Source organism: Streptomyces sp. NBC_00203, from assembly GCF_045206325.1.
Classification (GTDB): domain Bacteria; phylum Actinomycetota; class Actinomycetes; order Streptomycetales; family Streptomycetaceae; genus Streptomyces; species Streptomyces lutosisoli.
In genome coordinates, this window is sequence record NZ_CP108126.1 from 7,983,021 (window position 1) to 8,001,489 (window position 18,469).

Annotated in this window: 19 protein-coding genes; 12 read left to right on the top strand and 7 right to left on the bottom strand. The window is 70.9% G+C overall.

What is annotated here, in order from left to right; all coding sequences use genetic code 11:
- Positions 1-23: 23 nt before the first annotated feature.
- The 9 genes from OG975_RS35640 (at position 24) to OG975_RS35680 (ending at position 9,665) form a co-directional block, all read left to right on the top strand.
- Entirely contained in the window at positions 24-1,568 is a 1,545-nt protein-coding gene (locus OG975_RS35640; protein ID WP_406333443.1) for an AMP-binding protein, read from the top strand.
- Between the two features lie 29 nt (positions 1,569-1,597).
- Positions 1,598-2,776 carry an amidohydrolase family protein gene (locus OG975_RS35645; RefSeq protein ID WP_406333444.1) on the top strand — a complete coding sequence of 393 codons (1,179 nt, stop codon included), beginning with the start codon at positions 1,598-1,600 and terminating at the stop codon, positions 2,774-2,776.
- Positions 2,773-4,200 carry a FadD3 family acyl-CoA ligase gene (locus OG975_RS35650; RefSeq protein ID WP_406333445.1) on the top strand — a complete coding sequence of 476 codons (1,428 nt, stop codon included), beginning with the start codon at positions 2,773-2,775 and terminating at the stop codon, positions 4,198-4,200. Before OG975_RS35645 ends, OG975_RS35650 begins: the two co-directional genes overlap by 4 nt.
- Complete coding sequence (locus tag OG975_RS35655) at positions 4,197-5,849, top strand: methylmalonyl-CoA mutase family protein (protein WP_406333446.1); 1,653 nt, start codon at positions 4,197-4,199, stop codon at positions 5,847-5,849. Before OG975_RS35650 ends, OG975_RS35655 begins: the two co-directional genes overlap by 4 nt.
- On the top strand, positions 5,849-6,268 hold the full coding sequence (locus tag OG975_RS35660) for a cobalamin B12-binding domain-containing protein (RefSeq protein WP_330307874.1): 420 nt from the start codon (positions 5,849-5,851) through the stop codon (positions 6,266-6,268). The genes OG975_RS35655 and OG975_RS35660 overlap by 1 nt, the downstream gene beginning before the upstream one ends.
- A gap of 73 nt (positions 6,269-6,341) precedes the next feature.
- Entirely contained in the window at positions 6,342-7,283 is a 942-nt protein-coding gene (locus OG975_RS35665; protein ID WP_330310321.1) for an LLM class F420-dependent oxidoreductase, read from the top strand.
- Positions 7,280-8,383, top strand: coding sequence for a CaiB/BaiF CoA transferase family protein (locus tag OG975_RS35670; protein WP_406333447.1), 1,104 nt, complete (start codon positions 7,280-7,282; stop codon positions 8,381-8,383). The genes OG975_RS35665 and OG975_RS35670 overlap by 4 nt, the downstream gene beginning before the upstream one ends.
- Positions 8,380-8,835, top strand: a complete 456-nt coding sequence (locus OG975_RS35675) for a VOC family protein (RefSeq protein ID WP_406333448.1) — start codon at positions 8,380-8,382, stop codon at positions 8,833-8,835. The genes OG975_RS35670 and OG975_RS35675 overlap by 4 nt, the downstream gene beginning before the upstream one ends.
- Positions 8,832-9,665 carry an SDR family oxidoreductase gene (locus OG975_RS35680; protein ID WP_406333449.1) on the top strand — a complete coding sequence of 278 codons (834 nt, stop codon included), beginning with the start codon at positions 8,832-8,834 and terminating at the stop codon, positions 9,663-9,665. Before OG975_RS35675 ends, OG975_RS35680 begins: the two co-directional genes overlap by 4 nt.
- 240 nt (positions 9,666-9,905) lie before the next feature.
- On the opposite strand, the gene OG975_RS35685 is transcribed toward OG975_RS35680, so the two are convergent.
- Positions 9,906-10,685 carry an SDR family NAD(P)-dependent oxidoreductase gene (locus OG975_RS35685; protein ID WP_406333450.1) on the bottom strand — a complete coding sequence of 260 codons (780 nt, stop codon included), beginning with the start codon at positions 10,683-10,685 and terminating at the stop codon, positions 9,906-9,908.
- 5 nt (positions 10,686-10,690) lie between these two features.
- The gene (locus tag OG975_RS35690) at positions 10,691-11,452 is read right to left on the bottom strand and encodes an SDR family NAD(P)-dependent oxidoreductase (RefSeq protein ID WP_406333452.1); all 762 of its coding nucleotides are present in this window, start codon (positions 11,450-11,452) and stop codon (positions 10,691-10,693) included.
- Between the two features lie 78 nt (positions 11,453-11,530).
- Here OG975_RS35690 and OG975_RS35695 point away from each other — a divergent pair, with 78 nt between their 5' ends.
- Positions 11,531-12,988 (top strand): class I adenylate-forming enzyme family protein, encoded by a 1,458-nt coding sequence (locus OG975_RS35695; RefSeq protein WP_406333453.1) that lies wholly within the window; start codon positions 11,531-11,533, stop codon positions 12,986-12,988.
- A complete protein-coding gene (locus OG975_RS35700; RefSeq protein WP_406333454.1) occupies positions 12,981-14,132 on the top strand; it encodes a thiolase family protein in 1,152 nt (383 codons plus the stop codon). Before OG975_RS35695 ends, OG975_RS35700 begins: the two co-directional genes overlap by 8 nt.
- Positions 14,133-14,155: 23 nt before the next feature.
- On the opposite strand, the gene OG975_RS35705 is transcribed toward OG975_RS35700, so the two are convergent.
- From OG975_RS35705 to OG975_RS35725, 5 genes are all read right to left on the bottom strand, one after another.
- A complete protein-coding gene (locus OG975_RS35705; RefSeq protein ID WP_406333456.1) occupies positions 14,156-14,962 on the bottom strand; it encodes an acyl-CoA thioesterase in 807 nt (268 codons plus the stop codon).
- 181 nt (positions 14,963-15,143) lie between these two features.
- Positions 15,144-15,959 (bottom strand): acyl-CoA dehydrogenase family protein, encoded by an 816-nt coding sequence (locus OG975_RS35710; RefSeq protein WP_406333457.1) that lies wholly within the window; start codon positions 15,957-15,959, stop codon positions 15,144-15,146.
- Between the two features lies 1 nt (position 15,960).
- Entirely contained in the window at positions 15,961-17,160 is a 1,200-nt protein-coding gene (locus OG975_RS35715) for an acyl-CoA dehydrogenase family protein (protein ID WP_406333458.1), read from the bottom strand.
- Positions 17,157-17,600 carry a nuclear transport factor 2 family protein gene (locus OG975_RS35720; protein WP_406333459.1) on the bottom strand — a complete coding sequence of 148 codons (444 nt, stop codon included), beginning with the start codon at positions 17,598-17,600 and terminating at the stop codon, positions 17,157-17,159. Before OG975_RS35720 ends, OG975_RS35715 begins: the two co-directional genes overlap by 4 nt.
- A gap of 86 nt (positions 17,601-17,686) precedes the next feature.
- Positions 17,687-18,157, bottom strand: a complete 471-nt coding sequence (locus OG975_RS35725) for a pyridoxamine 5'-phosphate oxidase family protein (RefSeq protein WP_406333460.1) — start codon at positions 18,155-18,157, stop codon at positions 17,687-17,689.
- A 119-nt stretch (positions 18,158-18,276) separates the two neighbouring features.
- Between OG975_RS35725 and OG975_RS35730 the strand changes: the two genes are divergently transcribed.
- Positions 18,277-18,465, top strand: coding sequence for a hypothetical protein (locus OG975_RS35730; RefSeq protein WP_406333461.1), 189 nt, complete (start codon positions 18,277-18,279; stop codon positions 18,463-18,465).
- Positions 18,466-18,469 lie beyond the last annotated feature (4 nt).

Genomic DNA, 18,469 nt, shown 5'->3' on the forward strand with positions numbered 1-18,469 from the left:
TGCAGAGGGAGGGAGTACTCGCGATGCGAAAGATCCCCGCCGATCTGGTCAAGCGCTATGAGGCGGAGGGCTGGTGGACCCGGGAGACGGTCGGAGATCTGCTGGCGCACGGCCTGGCGGCCGCGCCCGGCACCGAGTTTCGCGTGCATTCGGCCGTACGGCCATGGGCGGGGACCTTCGCGGAGGTCGAGACGACCGCGCGGAGGCTGGCCGCCGGGCTGCGGGACCGAGGCGTCGGCCCCGGTGACGTCGTCGCGTTCCAGCTGCCCAACTGGATGGAGGCCGCGGCGGTCTTCTGGGCGTCCGCGTTCCTCGGGGCGGTTGTGGTGCCGATCGTCCACTTCTACGGGCGCAAGGAAGTCGGCTACATCCTGGGCGCGGTCAAGCCCCGGGTGTTCGTCGCCGCCGAGCGGTTCGGGCGGCTGGAACACCAGGCGGACCTGTGCGCGGACGTGCCCGTGGTCGGTGTCGTCGGGCGGGACTTCGACGAACTGCTGGCCGACGAGCCGCTGCCCGGCGTCCTCGCGACGGACCCGGAGGGGCCCGCCCTGATCGCGTTCACCTCCGGCACCACACGCGACCCCAAGGGCGTCGTCCACAGCCACCGGACCCTGGGCTTCGAGACACGCCAGCTCGCCGGGCTCTACCCGCCCGACCGGGGAAGCCAGCTCACCGCGGCCCCCGTGGGCCACTTCATCGGCATGGTGAACGCCTTTCTGATACCCGTCCTCGACGGCTCACCGGTGAACCTCGCCGACACCTGGGACCCGGGCCAGGCCCTGAAGCTGATGGAGAGCGACGGGCTCACCGTCGGGGGCGGGGCCGTGTACTACATGACGAGCCTCCTCGACCATCCCGACTTCACGCCCCGGCACCTGGCCGGCATGAAGTACGCGGGCCTCGGCGGGTCGGCGGTCCCGGTCGCCGTCACCCGGCGGCTGGCGGGACTCGGCATCACGGCCTTCCGCTCCTACGGCAGCACGGAACACCCTTCCATCACGGGCTCCTTGCACACCGCACCCGAGGCGAAGCGGCTCTGCACCGACGGAAACGCCCTTCCGGGAGTGGAGATCCGCCTTGCCGACGACGGCGAGATCCTCAGCCGGGGCCCGGACCTCTGCCTCGGCTACACCAATCCCGCCCTCACCGAGAGGGCCTTCGACGACGAGGGCTGGTACCGCACCGGCGACATCGGCCTCATCGACCGGGACGGCTACCTCACGATCACCGACCGCAAGTCGGACATCATCATCCGCGGCGGCGAGAACATCGGCGCCCTGGAGGTCGAGGAGGTGCTGCTCGGCCTGCCGGCCGTCGCCGAGGCCGCGGTCGTGGCCGCCCCCGACGCGCGGCTCGGCGAGCACGCCGTGGCCGTCGTACGACTGCGGTCCGGGCACCCCGGGTTCACCCTCGACGAGATGCGCGCCCACCTCGACCGATCGGGTCTCGCCCGGCAGAAGTGGCCGGAGGAGCTGCGCTTCGTCGACGCGTTCCCGCGCACCGCGAGCGGGAAGGTGCAGAAGTTCGTTCTCCGCAGGGCCGTTGCCGTGCGAGCAAACGGAGAATAGGATTCTCATAATCAGCGAAGGAGGATCTCATGCCATCGCGTGCGCTGCCGTATCCGCTTTTCGACGCGGACAACCACCTGTATGAGACGGAGGACGCGCTCACCCGGTACCTGCCGAAGCAGTTCGCGAGCGCCATCCAGTACGTGCAGGTGAAAGGCCGTACGAAGATCGCCATCCGCGGTCAGATCAGCGACTACATCCCCAACCCCACGTTCGAGGTGGTCGCCCGGCCCGGAGCCTGGGAGGACTACTTCCGGGACGGCAACCCGGAGGGCAAGTCGCACCGGGAACTGTTCGGTGAGCCGATGCGGTCGATACCCGCGTTCCGCGAACCCGGGCCCCGCATGGAGCTCATGGACGACCTGGGGATCCAGCAGACGCTGATGTTCCCGACGCTGGCCAGCCTCATCGAGGAACGGATGCGGGACGACCCGGAGCTGATCCATGTCGTCGTCCACTCGCTCAACCAATGGCTGCACGACACCTGGCAGTTCAACTACAAGGACCGGATCTTCACCACTCCGGTGATCAGCCTGCCGATCCTGGACAAGGCGATCGCCGAGCTGGAGTGGTGCCTTGAGCGCGGAGCGCGGGCGATTCTGATCCGGCCCGCCCCGGTCCCCGGGTACGGCGGGTCGCGGTCCTTCGCGCTGCCGGAGTTCGACCCCTTCTGGAAGCGGGTCGAAGAAGCCGGGGTGCTGGTGGCGATGCACTCCTCCGACAGCGGCTACTCCCGGTACGCCGGCGACTGGGAGGGCAAGAGCCAGGAGATGACGCCGTTCCAGGCGCAGGTCTTCCGGATGCTGGGCGAATGGCGGCCCGTCACCGACGCGGTGGCCTCCTGGGTCTGTCACGGAGCGCTGTTCCGGTTCCCGGAACTCAAGGTCTCGGTCATCGAGAACGGCTCTTCCTGGCTGGTGCCGCTCCTCGACCAGCTGACCGACGTCTACAAGAAGCAGCCGAAGGGCTTCCTCGGCAACCCGGTCGAAGAGGTCAGGAACAGGATCCACATCAGCCCGTTCTGGGAGGAGGACATGGCTGAGCTCGCCGGGATCGTCGGCGTCGAGCGGGTGCTGTTCGGCTCCGACTACCCCCACCCCGAGGGCCTGGCCGACCCGGTCAGCTACATCGACGCGATCCAGGGCATGAGCCAGTCGGACCAGGCCAAGATCATGGGCGGCAACCTCGCCCGGCTGATCCGCCCATGACCTGGGAGTCCATCCCCCGGATGGTGCTGAGCGCCGCCGACCGCTTCGGCGCCGCCGAAGCGGTCGTTGACGGCCAACTCCGGCTCACCTTCACAGAGTTGGCCGACCGGGTCCGGGTGGCCGCGGGAGCCTTCGCGGCGGCCGGGATCGAGCAGGGCGACCGGGCGGCGATCTGGGCGCCCAACTCCGCCGAGTGGATCGTCGCGGCCTTCGGGCTGCTCACCGCCGGCGGAGTGCTGGTCCCGGTCAACACCCGGTTCAAGGCGGACGAGGCGCACGACATCATCCGCCGCAGCGGGGCCAAACTCGTCCTCGTCGAACAGGGCTTTCTCGGCCTGGACTTCGAGGCCCCGCCGGGCATCCCGCTGATCGACCTCAAGTCCGGTTTCCTCACGAGCGGTTCACCGTTCGAGCGCGAGGTGAGCGGCGACGACGTGAGTGACATCGTGTTCACCTCCGGGACGACCGGCCGGCCCAAGGGCGTCCTGATGACCCACGCCCAGACCCTCCGGCTCTACGCGGAGTGGTGCGACCTGGCCGGGCTGCGGGAGGGCGACCGCTATCTGATCGTCAACCCGTTCTTCCACATCTTCGGCTACAAGGCGGGCTGCGTCGCGTCCCTGATCCGCGGCGCGACCATCCTGCCCGTGCCCGTCTTCGACGTGGACCGCGTACTCGAACTCGTGGAGCGCGAGAAGGTCACCGTCCTGCCGGGCCCGCCCACGCTCTACCACTCACTGCTGGCCGCGCGGGGCGGGCGCGACCTGTCCTCCCTGCGGGTGGCCGTCACGGGGGCCGCCGACATCCCGGTCGAACTCGTCCGCAGGATCGTGAGCGAACTGCCTTTCCAGTCCGTCATGACGGGCTACGGCCTGACCGAGGCGGGCACGGCCACGGCATCCAGGCCCGGCGACTCCTTCGAGGACATCGCGACGACGGTCGGCACCCCCTGCGACGGCGTCGAGGTCCGCATCGCGGACGACGGCGAGGTCCTGGTGCGCGGATACAGCGTGATGCTCGGCTACCTGGACGATCCGGAGGCGACCGCCGAGACGGTCGACAAGGAGGGCTGGCTGCACACCGGGGACCTCGGGACGCTCGACGACCGGGGACACCTGCGGATCGTCGGCCGCAAGAAGGACATGTTCATCGTGGGGGGCTTCAACGCCTATCCGGCCGAGATCGAGGGCTTCCTGCTGAAGCATCCGGCCGTCGCGCAGGCCGCCGTGATCGGTGTACCGGACGAGCGGCTCGGCCAGGTGGGAAAGGCGTTCGTCGTACGGAGAAGCCCGCTCTCGGTCGAGGACCTGCTCGCCTGGAGCCGGGAGCGGATGGCCGGGTTCAAGGTGCCCAGGTCCGTGGAGTTCCTCGAAGAGCTGCCGTTGAACGCCACCGGCAAGGTGATGAAGGACCAGTTGCGATGACGCCTCCAGCGAAGCCCCCGGAGACAGCCTCGGAGAAGCCGCCCGGGACAGCCTCGGAGAAGCCTCCGGAGAAGGACTCCTTCTCCCGGACCGCCTCCGGCATTCCCCTCAACCCGGTCTACGGGCCGTCGGACCTGCGCACGCAGCCGCCCGCCCCCGGCCAGTTCCCCTTCACCCGCGGCAACTACGCCACCGGCTACCGGGGACGCCTGTGGACGCTGCGGCAGTACTCCGGATTCGGTACGGCGGAGGAGTCCAACCGCCGCTACCGCTACCTCCTGGAGCAGGGCGGAACGGGACTCTCGGTGGCGCTCGACCTGCCCACCCAGTGCGGCTACGACTCCGACGACCCCGAGGTGAGCGAGGAGGTCGGCCGGGTCGGCGTCGCCCTCGACACCCTCGCCGACGCCGAGGTGCTCTTCGAGGACATCCCGCTCGACCGGATCAGCACCAGCTTCACCATCAACGGAACGGCGGCGATCCTGCTGGCCTTCTACGTGGCCGCCGCCGAACGCAAAGGCGTACCCAGGGCGAAGCTCACCGGCACGATCCAGAACGACATTCTCAAGGAGTACGCCTCCCGCGGCACCTGGATCTGGCCCGCCGAACCGTCCCTGCGGCTCATCGCCGACACCATCGAGTTCTGCGCGGCCGAGGTGCCGAAGTTCAACGCGATCTCGGTCGCCGGCTCGCACTTTCGTGACGCCGGGGCCAACGTCGTACAGGAAATGGCGTTCACCCTCGCCGACGGGGTCACCTACTGCGACACGGTGCTGGCCCGTGGCCGTATGACGATCGATCAGTTCGCCCCGCAGATCTCCTTCTTCTTCTACACGCACGGCGATTTTTTCGAGGAGATCGCCAAATACCGTGCGGGACGCAGGCGTTGGGCCACGATCGTCCGGGAGAGGTACGGCGCGAGCACCGACAGGGCGGCGATGTTCCGCTTCGGCTGCGTGGCCGGCGGTGCCTCCCTGTACGCGCCCCAGGCACAGAACAACACCGTCCGGGTGGCGTACGAGGCGCTGGCCTCCGTACTCGGCGGCGTCCAGTCGATGTTCACGGCTGCGTGGGACGAGCCCTTCGCGCTGCCCAGCGAGGAGTCGGCGACGCTCGCGCTGCGCACCCAGCAGATCCTCGCCCACGAGACCGGCGTCGCCCGCGTCGCGGACCCCCTCGGCGGCTCGTACTTCGTGGAGGCGCTCACCGACGCCACCGAGGCCCGGATCGTCGAGGTCATGGAGGACCTGGAGCGCTACGGGGGCATGGTCCGGGCGATCGAGGACGGCTATCTGCAAGGACTCATCGCCGACGAGGCCTACCAGCTCCACCGCGAGGTCGAGGCGGGCACCCGGCCGGTCGTCGGGGTCAACCGTTTCGTCTCGGACGAGCCGCCGCCCGACCTCGCGACATACGAACTGGACGCGGAGGGCCGCGACCGCCAGCTGAAGCGGCTCGCCGACGTGAAGGCCACCCGCGACGCCGCAGCCGTACGAGACCGTCTCGCGGAGCTGGCCCGCGCCGCGGAGGGAACCGAGAACCTCATGCCCGTCCTGATCGAATGCGCCTTGGCCTATTGCACGGTCGGCGAGATGGTCGCCGCGCTCAAGGCGGTCTGGGGCGAGTTCCAGCAGCCGGTGGTGTTCTGATGGCGGCCCCCGGCCAGGCGGCCCGCGTCCTCATCGCCAAACCCGGTCTCGACGGCCATGACCGCGGCGCCAAGATCGTCGCGCGCACGTTGCGCGACGCGGGCTTCGAGGTGGTGTTCACCGGGATCCGCCAGCGCGTCGACACCATCGTGGCGACCGCGATCCAGGAGGACGTCTCCATCGTCGGCCTCAGCATCCTGTCCGGGGCGCATCTCGCCCTGACCACCCGTGTCATCGAGGGGCTGCGCGCCGCCGACGCGGTCGACATCGCCGTGGTCGTCGGCGGGACCGTCCCTCCGGCCGACGTGCCCCGGCTGCGGGCCGCGGGCGCCGCCGCGGTCTTCCCGACAGGTACCTCTCTCGACGCCATCGTGGCGGAAGTTCGCGCTCTGTCGGATCTCGGACAGCTGTCGAAGTAGCTGTCGAAGTCGCTCTCGAAGTAGCTCTCGAAGTAGCTCTCGAACAGTTGGAGGCATTGTGCGCGTCGGTGTGATGATCGGGCCGGAGCGAGGGGACTCCGCGCGGAAGGTTGCGCGGATGATCGACGATGTGACCTGGGCCGAGAACGCGGGTCTCGACACCGCGTGGGTGCCTCAAATCCCCACGGACTTCGACGCGTTGACGGCCGTGGCGCTGATGGGAGCACGGACCGCGCGGATCGAGCTGGGCACGGCCGTCGTCCCCCTGCAGGCGCAGCATCCGGTCGCGCTGGCGCGGCAGGCACTGTCCGCGCAGGCCGCCGCGCGCGGGCGGCTGGCCCTGGGCATCGGGCCCTCGCACCACTGGATCGTGCGGGACATGCTCGGCCTGCCGTACGAGCGTCCGGCTGGGCTCACCCGCGACTACCTCGACGTGCTGGACAAAGCCCTCGGCGGACCGGGCCCGGTCGACGTCGAGAACGCCACTTTCACGGTGCACAACCCGCTCGACCTCGGCCCGGTAAGCCCGCTGCCGGTGCTGCTCGCCGCGCTCGGCCCGGTCATGCTGGCCCTCGCGGGCGAGCGGGCCGACGGGACCGTGCTGTGGATGGCCGACGAGCGCGCGGTCGCCGAGCATGTCGTACCGCGTATCACCAAGGCGGCCGAGGGCGCTGGGCGTCCGGCGCCCAGGGTCGTCGCGGGTATCCCGGTCTGTCTGTGCCGGCCCTCGGAGGTCGACGCGGCGCGCGAGCGTGCGAACCGCATTCTCGGGGAGGCGGAGATCTCCCCCAACTACCAACGGCTGCTTGACTACGGCGACGCCAAGGACATCGGCGACCTGTGCGCGGCCGGTGACGAGACGGCCATCGCGGACCGCTTCCGGCGGTTCGCGGACGCCGGGGTCACCGACCTGTCCGTACGGCTGCTGCCCCTCGGGGAGGGCCGCGACGCACTGGTCGCCTCCAAGCGCCGTACCCGCGAGGTGCTCGCCGGCATCGCGGCGGACCTGCGATGACCGCCGGGCGGCCCCAGCAGTCCCAACAGCCGGAGAAATCAGGCCCGTTGGCGGGCATACGCGTTCTGGAGGTCGGTCATCTGCTGGCGGGCCCCTACGCCACGATGATGCTCGCCGACCTCGGCGCCGAGGTCACCAAGATCGAACCGCCGGGCGGCGACATCTCGCGCCAGGTGAGCGACGCCTACTTCGCCAGCCTCAACCGGGGCAAGCGCAGCGTCTGCCTCGACCTCACGACGGGCGCGGGGCAGGCCCGGCTGGGTGAACTCGTCGCAGGCGCCCACGCGTTGCTGGTCAATATGAAGCCGTCGGTGATCCGCCGGCTCGGGCTCACCTATGAGGACCTGAAGCGGTGGAACGAGCGGATCGTGTGCGTCGCGCTCACCGGCTTCGGCCTGAACGGCAGTGACGAACCGGCCTTCGACTATGTGATCCAGGCGGCCACCGGCGTCGCCGCTCTCACCGGCGACCCGGCCGGGCCGCCGACCCTGCCCGGGTACTCCGCGGCCGACAACTCCTCCGGGCTGACCGCGGCCCTCGGCCTGCTCGCCCAGATCGTCTCCGGTCGCGGCGGCCAAGTCGAGGTATCCCTAAGGGATGTGATGCTCTCTCAGCTCAACTACCGGGCATCGGCCTACCTGAACGAGGGCGTCGAGCCGCGGCGGCTGCCCCTCGGCGCGCACTCGTACTACGTACCGGCGCAGCTCTTCCCGACGGCCGAAGGACATCTGGCTCTCTTCATCACGCACGACGGCTTCTGGAAGTCCTTCGCCGCGGAAGCGGGCATCGAAGGGTTCCCGACGATGGCCGAGCGAGCGGAGCACCGTGCGGAGGTGCTCGCCGCGGTGACCCGGGCCCTGGCCGGTGACACCGCCGCCGGCTGGGAGTTACGGCTGCGCCCCCTGGGGATACCGGCGGCCGCCGTACGGACGCTGTCCGAATCGCTGACCGCCACCCCGGAGGCGGTCGTGCGGGCCGGCGGCTTCCGGCTGGTGGGCAGCCCGGTACGGGTGGCGGGATACGAGCCCGACTACCGGCCGCCGCCGCGTCTGGGCGAGCACGGCGCCGCCACAGCCGTAGGGGCGGTGACCGAGTCATGAGGGCCGAGGACCAGTTCCATCTCGGCATCGTCGCCCGGGACTTCGAGGCGACCCTGGCCGAGTTCTCCACCGCGTTCGGCTACGAGTGGTGCGCGGAGATCGGCGGGCCGGTCCCGGTGACGCTGCCGGCCGGCGACGCCGTCCTCGACATGAGGTGCGTGTACTCCAGGACGTCACCCCGGCTGGAGATCGTCCGCCGTATCCCGGGGACTCTCTGGGAACCGGCGGGCGGCACCGGAATCCACCACGCCGGCTACTGGTCCGACGACGTGGCCGCGGACTCCGCCGAACTCGTACGCCATGGATTCGCGATGGAGGCGTCACGCACGGGGCCCGGCGGCACTCCGTTCGCCTTCCTGCGCGGCACGACCGGCTTCCTGGTCGAACTCGTCGACCGGGCGGCACAGCCGGGGCTGGAGAAGTACTGGGGCGAGGGAGGGACGAACGCATGACGACCGTGGGGATCGCGACCGGAGCCGGGCGCGGCATGGGCCTGGCCTGTGCGGAGCGGCTGACCGGCATGGTGGACACGTTGCTGCTCGTCGACCGGGACGAGACGACCGTGACCGCGGCGGCCAAGGAACTGTCGGCCACGGGAGGCGGGGCCGTCGTCGAGCCGTTCGTGCTCGACATCACCGACGCCGAGGGCCTCGCCCGGCTCGCCGCCCGGGTCGACGAGCTCGGCGCCCTGCGGGCCGTCGCCCACGCGGCCGGTATTTCCCCCACCATGGCGGACTGGCGGCGCATCTTCGCCGTCGACCTCGTCGGGACCGCGCTGCTGGTCGAGGCGCTGCGCCCGCTCGCCACGGCCGGGACGGCCATCGTGTGCTTCGCCTCGATGGCGCCGCTGCTCGGCGGCCTCGACGCCGATCCGGCGGTCGCCGCGATCCTGGAGGACCCGCTCGGCGAGGATTTCCTCGACCGGATCCGCGACGCCCTCGGGCCGTCCGTCGAGGACACGGGTGCGGCGTACACGTGGGCCAAGCACGGGGTGCACCGTTTCGTACGGCGGGAGGCGGTGCGGCTCGGGCCGCTCGGCGCCCGTATCTGCTCGGTCTCGCCCGGCGTGATCGACACCCCTCAGGGGCAGCAGGAAGCGGCGAGCCATCCGTCCATGGACGCGCTCGTACGGCAGACACCGCTCGGCCGTACGGGCCGCGCCGAGGACGTCGCCGCCGCCGTGGCCTTCCTGTTGTCGGCCGAGGCCGGTTTCCTCTCCGGGATCGACCTGCTCGTCGACGGCGGCGTGTGTGCCGCCGTGCGCGGACGGTCCGGCCGGTAGTGAGTCTGACGATCCGGCGGGGCGGCGCCTGACGGCGAGGTCGATCACCTGCGTGAGGAGCACTTCACGTGCGCGCAGGTCGCATGCCTCGGCCTCGGCGGCATCCAACGCCGTCCCAAGGCCGGTCAGTTCGGCGTCGGCGGCGGCGTCGGCGACGGCTAGGACGGCGTGTGTCCGCCGACATCGCCGCCGCCCTGAAGCGCGGGGTGTAGCAGCGCGGGCTGTAGCCGCCCCCGCCGCTTACACGAGCGATTCCGAGCGCTGTACGGTGCCCGTGATGCCGGAGGCGTTCTGGCCGGCCAGCAGGGCGGCGGCCCTGGCCATCGCCTCCGGCGGTTCCACCATCTCCGGGGGGATGTCGCGGCCCCCGCCCCCGGCGCGCCAGCCTTCCGTGAGCACGACACGTGACGGGGCCAGGCAGTTGACCGCGATGTTGTCGGGCCTCAGATCGGCGGCGAGCCCGAGGTAGAGGCGCTCGACCGCGGCCTTGGAGACCCAGTAGGCGTTGGCTCCCCGGTCGGTCATGGCGACCCCGCCGGTCGTCACGGCCACCAGGGAGCCGCCGCCGCGCTCACGGACGTACGGAATGACGGCCTTGGTGACGAGGAAGACGCCGGTCAGGTTGACGTCCAGGCACAGCTGCCAGCGCTTGAGCGGGGTGGACTCGACCGGGCCGAGCCAGAGAACCCCGGCGTTGGCGATCAGGATGTCGATCCCGCCGAACTCCTCGGCCGTCGCGGCCACGGCCGTCTCGACCGACTTCTCGACGGTGACGTCACAAGGGACGGCCAGCGCGCGGCCGCCCGCTGCCACGATGCGGTCGGCGACGGCATGGATCGTGCCGGGCAGCCGGCCCTCCTCCTCGGACCGCGCGGCGACCGCGACCGCGGCTCCGGCCTCGGCGAGCGCCAGCGCGACCGTCCTGCCGATGCCGCGGCTCGCGCCGGCGACGAACGCCACTTTCCCTTTCAGCGAGCCGGCTTCCCCCTTCAGCGGGCCGCTCATCCCGGTCTCGGTCACGGGGCTCACTTCGGCGGGAACCTGAGCGCGCCGTCGAGCCGTATGACCTCGCCGTTGAGATAGGCGTTCTCACAGATGTGCTCGACGAGCGCCGCGTACTCCGGGGAGCGGCCCATGCGCCGGGGATGCGGGATCTTCGGCCCCCAATAGGCCTCCAGTTGGTCGCCCGCCTTGCCGTAGGCCGGGGTCAGGAACGTGCCCGGGGCGATGGTGACGACGCGGATGCCCAGCGGTGACAGATCGCGGGCGGCGACGAGGGTCATGCTCACCACTCCGCCCTTGGCGGCGGCGTAGGGGAGTTGGCCGATCTGGCCCTCGTACGCGGCGATCGACGCGGTGTTGACGATGACGCCCCTGTCCCCGTCGACCGGCTCCTGCCGGGCCATGGCGGCGGCGGCCAGCCTCAGCACGTTGAAGACACCGGTCAGATAGACGTCGATCGTCGTCCTGAAGCCCGCGAGGTCCAGGGGTTCGCCGTCCTTGCCGACCAGCCGTCCGCCGCTCGCCGGGCCGCCGTGGGCGTCCACCGAGATCCTCAGCGGTCCCGCCGACTCCGCCTCGGCCAGCGCCGCCTTCACATCGCCCTCGTCGGTGGCGTCGGTCCGTACGTACCGGACGCCCAACTCCTGCTCCAGCGCCTTGCCCTTCTCGTCGGCGAGATCGGCGACGACGACCTTCGCGCCCGCCGCGTGCAGGCGACGGACGGTGGCCTCGCCCAGGCCTCCCGCCCCACCGACGACGACCGCGGAACTCCCACTGATCTGCATCAAGGTTTTCCTCTCTTGCAAGCGGGGCTCTAGGTGGATGAGAATAGCATTCTCATGAATATCACGATGATTCTCGAGATGGCAGCCTCCGTCGGCGATCGGGGCGATCGACCGGTGATCACGACAGGCGGCCGATCCCTGACAGCCCCCGAACTGCTGCACCGGGCGCGGGCCGCCGCCCACCGTTTCCGGCAGCACCAGGCCGTCCTCTATCTGGGCGCCAACCATCTCGCCTACCCCGTCGCCCTGTTCGGCGCGGCGCTGGCGGGCGTTCCCTTCGTCCCGGTCAACTACCGCCTCGGCACCCACCAGTTGACCGCTCTCCTGGCCCGCCATCCCGGCGCGCTGCTGCTGCGCCCCGGCGACCTCGACGCACTCGTCGACGACCTCGAAGACCGCGTAGAACCTGAAGACCTCGACGTACACCCCGAAGAGCCGGACCCGGATGCCCTCGACGCGTCACAGGACCAGGACTCCGTCGCCGTACTCCTCTATACGAGCGGCACGACCGCCGAGCCCAAGGCGGCCGTGCTGCGGCACCGGCATCTGCTCGCCTATGTGCTGAACACACAGGAGTTCGCGTCGGCGGAGGCGGACGACGCGGCGCTGGTGGCGGTTCCGCCGTACCACGTGGCCGGGTTGATGAACCTGCTGACGAACCTCTACTCCGGGCGCCGGGTGGTGTATCTGGAGGCGTTCGGCGCGGGGGAGTGGCTGGAGGCCGTACGGCGGGAGCGGATCACGCACGCGCTGGTGGTGCCGACGATGCTCTCCCGGATCGTCGCCGAGGTCCGTGGTGACGACGCCGGGGCGCCGGCCCTGCGCAGCCTCGCGTACGGCGGCGCGCGCACCCCGCGGCGGGTGGTGGAGCGCGCCCTGCGGATCTTCCCGCAGACGGGCTTCGTCAACGCCTACGGACTGACCGAGACGGCCTCCTCGATCGCGGTCCTCGGCCCGGACGACCACTGGCAGGCGTCGGTGTCCGACGACCCGGCGATACGGGACCGGCTCGGCTCGGTGGGCCGCGCGCTGCCCGGAGTCGAGATCCAGATCCGCACCGAGGACGGCCAACCGGCCGGCGAGGGGGAGACCGGGCTGGTCTTCGTACGGGGTGAGCAGATCTCCGGCGAGTACGGGGGCCGCAGTGCCCTCGACGGGGACGGCTGGTTCGCCACCCGGGACCGGGGGCGCCTCGATGCCGACGGCTATCTGTTCATCGAGGGCCGCGCCGACGACACCATCATTCGCGGCGGCGAGAACATCGCTCCCGCCGAGATAGAGGACGTTCTCCTCGCCCACCCCGGGATCGTCGAGGCGGCGGTCGTCGGACTGCCCGACCCCGAGTGGGGGCAGCGGATCGTCGCCATCCTCGTCGGCGAGGGGGACCCGGCCGAGATCCGGCAGTGGGTCAAGGAACGGCTGCGCTCCTCCAAGACGCCCGACGCCATCGTGTTCCGCGCCGAACTGCCCAAGACCGAGACCGGAAAACTGCTGCGCCGCATCCTGCTGGCCGAGTTGGAGACCACCCATGCCTGAAGCCGTGCTCGTGTCCGCCCTGCGCACCCCCATCGGCACCGCCTTCAAGGGGACCCTGCGCGACACCACCGCCTTCGAACTGGCCCACCATGTCGTCAGCGCCGCCGCGGCCGGTCTGGACCCCGACCGGGTCGACGACGTGATCCTCGGCGAGGGACTGTACGGCGGCGGCGTCATCGCCCGGCACGCCGCGCTCACCGCCGGGCTCGCCTCGGTCCCCGGGCTCGCCCACAACCGGCACTGTGCCGCGGGCCTGGCCGCCGTCCAGGGCGCGGCCGCGAGCATCCGCGCCGGCATGGACGAACTCGTCATCGCGGGGGGCGTGAACTCGGCTTCCACCGCGCCGAAGTCGACCAGGCGGGTCGACGGCGAGTGGGAACCCTGGATGTCGCCCACCCACCCCGACCGGCCCGACGCCCCCAACACGGACATGTCGATCACGGTGGGCTGGAACACGGCCGTCCGCGCGGGCGTGAGCCGTGAGGAGATGGACGCGTGGGCGCTGCGCTCGCACCGGAACGCCGTTCGCGCCATCGACGAAGGCCGTTTCGACGAGGAGATCGTGGCGATCGAGACCCCGCACGGCCTCTTCTCGGTCGATGAGCATCCGCGTCGCAACACGAGCGCGGAGCGGCTGGCCGCGCTGAAGCCGCTCCACCCGGAGATCGAGGGATTCAGCATCACGGCGGGCAACGCCGGAGGTGCCAACGACGGCGCGGCCGCCCTGGTCGTCGCGAGCGACACGACGGCGTCCCGGGAGAGCCTGCCGGCGCTGGCCGTCGTCCGGTCGTGGGCGTCCGTCGGCGTCGATCCCGCGGACATGGGGCTCGCGCCGGTGAAGGTGATTCCCAAGGCCCTCAAGCGCGCGGGACTCTCGCTCTCCGACGTCGGCCTCTTCGAGATCAACGAGGCGTTCGCCGTGGTGCCCGTCGCGGCCGTACGACAGCTCGACCTCGACCCGGACCGGGTGAACGTGAGCGGCAGCGGCTGCTCACTCGGTCACCCGGTCGCCGCCACCGGCGCGCGGATGCTGGTCACCCTCGTCCACGAACTGCGCCGCCGCGGCGGGGGGATCGGCGTCGCCGCGATGTGCGCGGGAGGCGGCATGGGGTCGGCCACGGTGATCGAGGTCGCGGGCGCGTAGCAGAACCTGGGCGCCGCTCTGCTTCAGCCGCCCGCCGGCCGGAAGCGGAGCAGCGCCTCCTGCGCGTACGAGGCGACCAGCGAGCCGTCCTCGGTGAACACGTCACCCCGGCCGAAGCAGCGGCCGTGCGCCAGGAGCGGGCTGTGCTGGTGGAGGAGCAGCCAGTCGTCGGTCCGGAAGGGGCGATGGAACCAGAGCGAGTGCGAGGTGACGGCTGAGGAGAACGCCGTTCCCGCGTCGTGCTGGCTGATTCCTTCGAGCGGGCGCAGGGCCGTGCCGATGAGGCTCAGATCGGTCGCGTACGCGGTGAGCGCGGGGGCGAGTTCCGCGCTCACCGTCGGCGTACGCATCCAGAGTTCGTACTCGGGCGGTTCCGACTTCGGGGAGTCCAACTCGGCGACCGCCCGGGTCTCCCAGGGCAGCAGATCGAGCGTCACCCGGTGCTCCGCCCCGGGAACGGAGGGAACGGGAGCGGTGGTCTGGCGTTCGAGGCCGTTCTCGTGCGCGTGCAGGGACACCGAGGCGGTGGCCACGACCCCCTGCCGCTGCCGGGCGATGACCGTCAGCGTCGCGAAGGTGCCGCCCTCGTGATGACGCTCCACCTCGTACCGGACGGGCTCCTCGGTGCGGCCCGCACGCGGGAACGCGGCATGCAACGACTTGACCGTCTTGCCGGGGCACGTGAGGGAGGCTGCCCGGACGAACTGGGCCAGTAGCTGCCCGCCGAACAACCGGTGATAGCTGAGCTGTTGGTTGCGTCCCTCGTAAAAGTCGCCGGGTTCGGCGCGCAGGTCGAGGCAGCCGAGCAGGTCACTCCACAGATCGGTCACGGGATCTCCAGGCGTGAGTCGGGCAGATGCGTAGGGCGGAGGAGTCGGGAATCGGGGCCGACTGGTCCCGGGTTCAGCGGCAGGCGCGCAGCCGTGCGACGAGGTCGGCGGACGCGTCCCGGTCGAGGCTCGCCGGCGGGGTGAACGAGATGCGCGGCCGCGCACAGAGCCGGTCCTGACGTCACAGCTGGACGAGCCGCGGCGCCTCGCGGGCCTCCCGCAGCAGCGCCCCGGCCTCCCGGGTCAACTCCCGTGCGCTGCCGAGCAGTCCGTCCAGTACGAGAGCGCGCCGGACGTGCCGGTGCAGGGTGTGCTCGGCGGTGAAGCCGATGCCGCCGAGCACTTGCTGGCAGTGGCGGGCCGCCGTCAGCGCCGCCTGTCCCGCCGCCGCCTTGGCGAGCAGGGAGCCGAGGTCGTCCTCGGCGGCCACCAGGGTCGCCTCGGCGCCGTCGAGCGCGACGAGCGTCTCGGCCAACCGGTGCCGTACGGCCTGGAACGAGGCGAGCGGACGCCCGAATTGAGTCCGGTCCAGCACGTGCGCCCGGGCGAGCCCGAGCATCGCCCGCCCCGTGCCGACCAGCCACCAGCCGAGCGCCCGCCGTCCCGCGGCGAGCCGGACCGGATCCCCGTCCGGGACGCCGCGCAGCGGCAGGTCGCCGTCGAGCGGCGCGGCGTGCGGGGGAGGGTCGCCGTCGAGTGTCGCCCCGGTCTTGTCGGTGCGCTCCCACACCACCCACGCACCGCCCGCGTACGGCAGCGGCAGCGTGCCCCCGAGGGGACGCCCCGCCGCGTGCAGCAGTACGTCGTTCAGCAGCGGCGCGTGCGCACCCGTCTCGCCGAGCAGCCCGAAGGTGAGCGGGACCGCCGTGTCCGGCACTTCCGTCAGCAGCTCGGCCCAGCCGAGGTCGGCCAGCGCCGAGTCGAGGGCGGCTCCGGACGCCGCCGTCATCGTCTTGCGGAGCGTCTCGGCGAGCAGGTCCCGTTCGGCCGCGTCCACGTCAGTCCTTCCCCAGGTCCAGCAGGGGGCGGGCGATGATGTTGCGCTGGATCTCGGCGGTGCCGCCGTAGATGGTGGCCGCCCGCGAGTACAGGTACTCCGCCCGCCACGGCGACTCCGTCAGCTCCAGTACGCCGGGGAGCAAGTCCCGTACAGTGTCGAAGAGTTGCTGCTCCGCCGTGGCCAGCAGCACCTTGTCGACCGACGTCTCCGGGCCGAGCCGGGCCCCGTCGGCCAGCCGTCGCTGGGTCGCGTGGGAGCGGCAGCGGATGGTGTGCAACGCCAGGTAGGCGGCGCCGAGTTCGGCGTCGTCCGCCGCGTCGACGGCCTCGAATCCGGAGCCCTTCCTCACTCTCTTGCCTCCAACACCTCCAACACCTCCAACACCTCCTACACCTTCAACACCTCCAGCGGCTCCTACTTTTCTCTCGGTTCTCTCGGCCAGCAGCCGGTCAAGTCGCGTGTAGAGATGGGCGATCCGGTGCCAGAAGCAGGTGGAGCGCTCGTGGGGGAGCAGGTCCATCGCGAGCCGCCATCCGTCGCCGGGGCGGCCCAGCATCCGGTCGCCGGGGACCACCACGTCGTCGAGGAACACCTCGGCGAACTCGTCCACGCCGTGCATCGTGCGCAGCGGTCTGACGGTGATGCCGGGGGTGTCCATGTCGACGAAGAAGGCGGTGATTCCGCCGTGGCCCGGCGCGGTACGGGTGAGAAGCACACAGCGGGCCGCGTACTGCGCCAGGCTCGTCCACACCTTCTGCCCGGTGACCACCCAGTCCTCGCCCCGGGGGACGGCGCGGGTGGTCAGCGACGCGAGGTCGCTGCCGGAGCCGGGTTCGGAGAAGCCCTGGCACCACTGCTCGCGGCCGCCGAGCAGCAACGGAACCATTTCGGCGGTCAGTTGGGCGGGTGCGTACGAGATCATCGTCGGCGCGAGGACCTCGACCATCGAGTAGATGCCGGGCTCGGCCAGGCCGCGGGTGGCGACCTCCTCCCCGAGCACGGCCCGCAGTACGGCGGGACCGCCGAGCCCCCCGGCCCCGGCGGGCCAGCCGTACCGCATCCAGTCCGCCTCGTAGAGCGCGCGACGGACCCGGGCCAACTGCTCGACCTGGCCGTCGAGCGAGTGGTCGGGGCCGGGGGAGAGGTCGTGCGCGTCGAGCCAGCTGCGCAGGCCCGAGCGGAATTCCGTGACGTTCATGCCCCGGGACCGGAGCGCTCGTAGGCGTGCGGGCGGCCCGAGTCGTGCGCTCCGCTGCGACGGATGAAGGTCATCGCTCGCGTGCGCAGCCGCCAGCCGTCCGCGGTCCGTACATAGCTGTCGGAGTAGTAGCCGATCCGCATGGCGTGGGTGGCGTGGTCGATGAAGCACAGCGGCTGACTGCCGCTCGCGGCGTTCCCGTCCCCGGCAAGGTCGATCGCGGCCGTCCCGGTGAGGAAGAGCCCCTTGGGCGCGGCGGCGACCAACGCCGGGAACTCGGCGAGCGGATAGGTGTCCCCGAACGCGCTGTAGGTCCCGTCGGGAGTGAAGACCGCGAGCACGCCGTCGATGTCGCCCCGGGTGATGCACACCGCGTAACGGGCCAGCAGTTGCTGGATCTCCATCAGGTCGTCAGCGGACGTCGGGTGGTGAGTGGACAAGGTCGGCTCCCCGTAGTCGGATTCCCGGTGGAGAGAATGTCATTCTCGAATGTGAGTGGAAGGTTTTCACGGTGGTCGTCCCGGCGTCAACGGTCCCGGCGCAGCTTCGCGAAGTCCCAGCTCACGACCTTCTCCGTGGAGAGCCGGAGCCAGCCGTGCCGTCCGTCGTAGCGGAACGTGCCGCCACCCATGTACTTGTCCGCGAAGAGCTGCTCAGGTACCCGGAGTTCGTCCAAGGGGTCGCCCTTGCGCGGCGCCTCGCCGACCACGCGGACGCTTCCCCGCAGTTCGACGCCCCGTAGGCGCATGAAGTCGGCGCCTCCTTCGTCGACGATCACGCCGATCCGTGGATCGCGGTCGAGATCGGCCCAACGCTGGCTGTGGACGAGCGAGTTGAGCCACAGGGCGGCTCCGTCCCACACGAACCACAGGGCGCTGACATGGGGATGTCCGCCCGGTCCGACGGTCGCGACCCGGCAGACCGGTTGAGTGCGCAGAAAGGTGTCCCTCTCCTCGTCGGTCATGGCGATCGCGGTGCCCCTGCGTTGTCCGCTCATCGGCCCTCCAGCCTTTGTCCGAATGGTTGATTCTCTCCTACTGAGAAGCTAGTTTCCAGAACGAGAGAGGAGGACACTCAATCAGTCGCCCCGGGGACAGCGCCGTGGAGGAAACCCCCATGAACGAGCCGAGAACGCTTGCCGCCCTGGCGGCGGTCGCCAAGTACGCCCTGCAACAGATGTCGCCGCCGACGCTGCGGCCCTTCCCATCCTGGCTGTTGTTCGCCGCCTCGGCCGCGCCGTGCGAAGCCTCGCCTCTGTGCACATGCGCCTACGACTCCATGTCGCCCGATACCGGCACCGGGTGACGGG